Genomic DNA, 3,192 nt, shown 5'->3' with positions numbered 1-3,192 from the left:
TGAAGAACTGACTAGATGTGCTGACTTGATGGAGGTTCTGCACCGCTCTGTAATGTGGACGGAGTTTCAGTATGGAGGTGAGGAAAAGACCAGGATTGCGATGGGTGACGATGAGCTAGTCAGGATTATCCGCGATCGCCTGACCGATTTGTTCGTAGAGGTTGAGGAAGTCAAAGATCGGACGTTAGACAAGTAGTTTCGTGCGGGGGCATCCCCCGCGTATTCCTATGAGCAACATTTTGATGGCTAAGGTGTCTATCAAAGGCATCCGATTCTTGGCTTGGCATCACTTCGGTGTAGATGCGTTACCTTTAGAAGCTAGAGAAAGGGCTGGGGTAGCAGGTAATGACCCTAGCGAGTGGCAACGCAGCGTTTTGATGGATGAGGAGCGCCAGCTTTACTTACTCCCAACCTACTTTTTTGGATGCATTAAGGGTGGAGGCAAAACAGTTAAGAAAGGTAAGGGGAATTTACTCACTGCGATCGCTTCTACCTTACAAGTTGTGGACGACCAAGTTTACATCTCTGACGATTCTGGCATTCTTACATTGCCTGACCCGCCGGAAATGATTGAAGCTGGTACTCAAAAGACCGAAAAGCTACCTAGTTGCTTTGTAGAGATTATTGGCGTTCGCAACCCATCTACTAAAGCTCGTAACATCCGTTACCGAGTTGTAGCTAAACCAGGTTGGCAATGTACTTTTACTTTGCTTTGGGATGCTACGGTATGCGATCGCAGATCAATGGAACTAGCCGTAATTAATGCTGGTCAACTGGTCGGTGTGGGCGATGGACGTGGTAGCATTGGATACGGACGTTTTAATATAGAGAGTTTTGATATCTCTAGTTAAAATTCAATATATGTCTAGTTAAGTTACGTTGAGTTGCGTCCGGTCAGGTTTTGTAGAGTTCAGTTCTGTCAAGTTCAGTCAAGTCTAGTCGCGTTCCGTCATGTTGAGTCGAGTCAAGTCCTGTCATGTTTTTCAATAAATACTTGACCAAAGATGCTACAACAACTTTACAAAGCTACACGCCATAAACGTTCTCAAGGTCTTGATTATCAAATGGTACACCATTGGAAACGTCAAGACCCTAACCTTTGGAATTTATCTAGGGAGCGAGTATGGAAGCGAGATCGGGGTCTATGCCAAAGCCCTGAATCAGCCCCACCCAAGCAACAGGGTTTATGTCAAGGCAGCATAGCTTTATCTGACTGCCATATCGACCATATTAGACCCCTATCCTCTGGAGGCTCTAATCATGCTAGGAATCTGCGATCGCTTTGTCCTGTTTGTCATGCATTAAGGTTGGACGAGAAGCATCGGAGTCTAACTTCTCAATTAGTTAAAAAAGGTTTAATTCCAGTGCGCTGGCAAAGTTTATCTTGGCTTTAACTACTGGCTTAAAAATTGCGTATTTACCCGATTAACTAATTACATCCCTCTAAGTCATCTTGGAGGTATATTTTTATTTGTAATTCTAATGCCACGTAAATTTATAAAAGTAGGTGCGATCGCAGTATTATTACTTGCCAGTGGTTGTCGTGATACCTCAACACCTTCTAGAGCCTTGATAGGACATTGGTTAGACAAAAGCCAAGGCTCTGAGATACACCGTTGCTACAGTCCCAATGGGCAAGTAACCTACTATAACAAGGGTTTAGATATTCTCCAAAAAAGAACATACAACATAGTTAGCGAATCACCTCAAAAAAGAACGGTCCGCGTCCAGATGGGAGGGACATCGCTTGTTGAAAGTTTTCAGTTTGCGGAGAATAACAAAACTGCTGCTGCTACGCTAGAACCCCTAAGAGCGCCAGACACGACTTGGCAGTATGTAAGCGGCAATGTTGATTCGTGTGGCTAGCCAAGTCCGCTACTTTGTACGTTTAGCCGATTTAAGTCAGCTAGGATGCTAACAGCATCGGTTATAGGTTCAGGACTGGATACGTAAAGACTGCGTGGAGAGTTGATTGCCTTGCCTATAGTTTCGTTGAGTTTGTCAAGGCGAGCTTCAACACCTTTAACAGCCGATTTTAAAGAATCGGAAAAGTTAGTGCTATTGTTTGTCGGTTCTAATTTCTGAGCTTTGCTTAACTCGTTGATGCCCTCAACTGAAGGGCTTGGCATTGCAAACGGGGCGCTGGGCGTTCTTTGCGTTACTGCTTTAAGGTTGAAGTATTCAGGTGCTAGTCCTCTGGTTGTTTTAATTGTCGGTATGGGGCTTGGTTCATTTGATTGCCCGAACATTGCGCGGCGGGAAGCCTCAAATATAGAAGAAAATCTAGGTTTTTTATTTTGCTTTTCCTCGCTGCCAAGAGCAGATAAGTTTGTGCCAATCTTACTAATACTTGTCTCGGCTTGTTCCAATGCTGAAGCTTGCCTTTTAGCAGCGATCGCAGCATTAGCTTGAGCTAGTGCCGCCTCTTGAGTAGCATTTTGGGCAAGTGTGGCATTCCGACTTAGTTCTGATTGGACTGATAAATTCTTCGCGGCATTGTCCAATTGTCGATTCGATAGATCGAGCTGGCGGTCGGCTAGGATAATACCTAAATTAGCAGCAGCGATCGCATTTGCATCTTTACTTTTGTTTGCTGCTTCGAGTTTTCCTTCCGCTTCGATAATGGCTTGCTGGCTGCGAATGATTTGGGACTGGGCATCAAATTGGGCAGACTTGGCGGCAATCTCTTGTCTTTGTAAATCTAGTTGTAAAGCTTTGCGTTGGAACTGCTGTTCTATGCGTAAAGCTTCCAACCTAGCTTTAGAAATTTCCTCTTCGATTTCTTGCCTACGCTGCACGAATTCCAAGGCACTAGCATCAGGGTTAATACCGCTTCTTGCTATTTGTTCCTTAATTTCAAATCGAATTAATGGCGCTAGATTAGGGTCTTCTAGTCTCTTTTTTAATTCCCCAGCACGAGCTACAGACTCAAGCTGTATTTCTTTAGTTACAATTGCCGCATCTGATATTGCTTTAGCAAGATTGAATCTGCTTTCAGTAATCTTTGCTGTGCGCTCAATACTAGCATTGAGCAATTCTTGAGCAGATTTCTCGCGCTCAATATTAGATATTGCTAGATCGCTTGCGTTTTTTTGGGTTTCTACCCTACTCTCAATTGCTTGGATGCGAGTATCTATAGAATTTTTGTATAGCTCTTTCTCGGTTTGCAGTTGCTCCTTCTGTAAATTGGCG

At 44.0% G+C, this 3,192-nt stretch carries 5 protein-coding genes; 4 read left to right on the top strand and 1 reads right to left on the bottom strand.

The annotated features are described in order from the left end of the window. The 4 genes from ACRC32_RS07485 to ACRC32_RS07470 form a co-directional block, all read left to right on the top strand. Window positions 1-196, top strand: a 196-nt coding sequence (locus ACRC32_RS07485) for a hypothetical protein (RefSeq protein ID WP_438553373.1), incomplete at its 5' end; no start/stop codon positions are given. A 31-nt stretch (window positions 197-227) separates the two neighbouring features. Next, the gene (locus ACRC32_RS07480) at window positions 228-851 is read left to right on the top strand and encodes a hypothetical protein (protein WP_438553372.1); all 624 of its coding nucleotides are present in this window, start codon (window positions 228-230) and stop codon (window positions 849-851) included. A 153-nt stretch (window positions 852-1,004) separates the two neighbouring features. Then, window positions 1,005-1,394: an HNH endonuclease gene (locus tag ACRC32_RS07475; RefSeq protein WP_438553371.1), complete on the top strand. Its 390-nt coding sequence runs from the start codon at window positions 1,005-1,007 to the stop codon at window positions 1,392-1,394. An 88-nt stretch (window positions 1,395-1,482) separates the two neighbouring features. Then, the gene (locus ACRC32_RS07470; RefSeq protein WP_438553370.1) at window positions 1,483-1,866 is read left to right on the top strand and encodes a hypothetical protein; all 384 of its coding nucleotides are present in this window, start codon (window positions 1,483-1,485) and stop codon (window positions 1,864-1,866) included. Here the strand turns inward: ACRC32_RS07470 and ACRC32_RS07465 are convergent. Continuing rightward, the coding region (locus ACRC32_RS07465) for a hypothetical protein (RefSeq protein WP_438553369.1) at window positions 1,863-3,192 on the bottom strand (1,330 nt) is incomplete at its 5' end. The genes ACRC32_RS07470 and ACRC32_RS07465 overlap by 4 nt on opposite strands.

This window comes from Chroococcidiopsis sp. (assembly GCF_051657925.1).
Lineage (GTDB): Bacteria > Cyanobacteriota > Cyanobacteriia > Cyanobacteriales > Chroococcidiopsidaceae > Chroococcidiopsis.
Note: the sequence above shows the minus strand (reverse complement) of the source record. Positions and strands in the feature narration are given on the sequence as shown.

Bases quoted from the DNA above. Each gene is read 5' to 3' on its own strand.
- ACRC32_RS07475 (WP_438553371.1), top strand. From the start codon at position 1,005: ATGCTACAACAACTTTACAAAGCTACACGCCATAAACGTTCTCAAGGT.
- ACRC32_RS07470 (WP_438553370.1), top strand. From the start codon at position 1,483: ATGCCACGTAAATTTATAAAAGTAGGTGCGATCGCAGTATTATTACTT.
- ACRC32_RS07480 (WP_438553372.1), top strand. From the start codon at position 228: ATGAGCAACATTTTGATGGCTAAGGTGTCTATCAAAGGCATCCGATTC.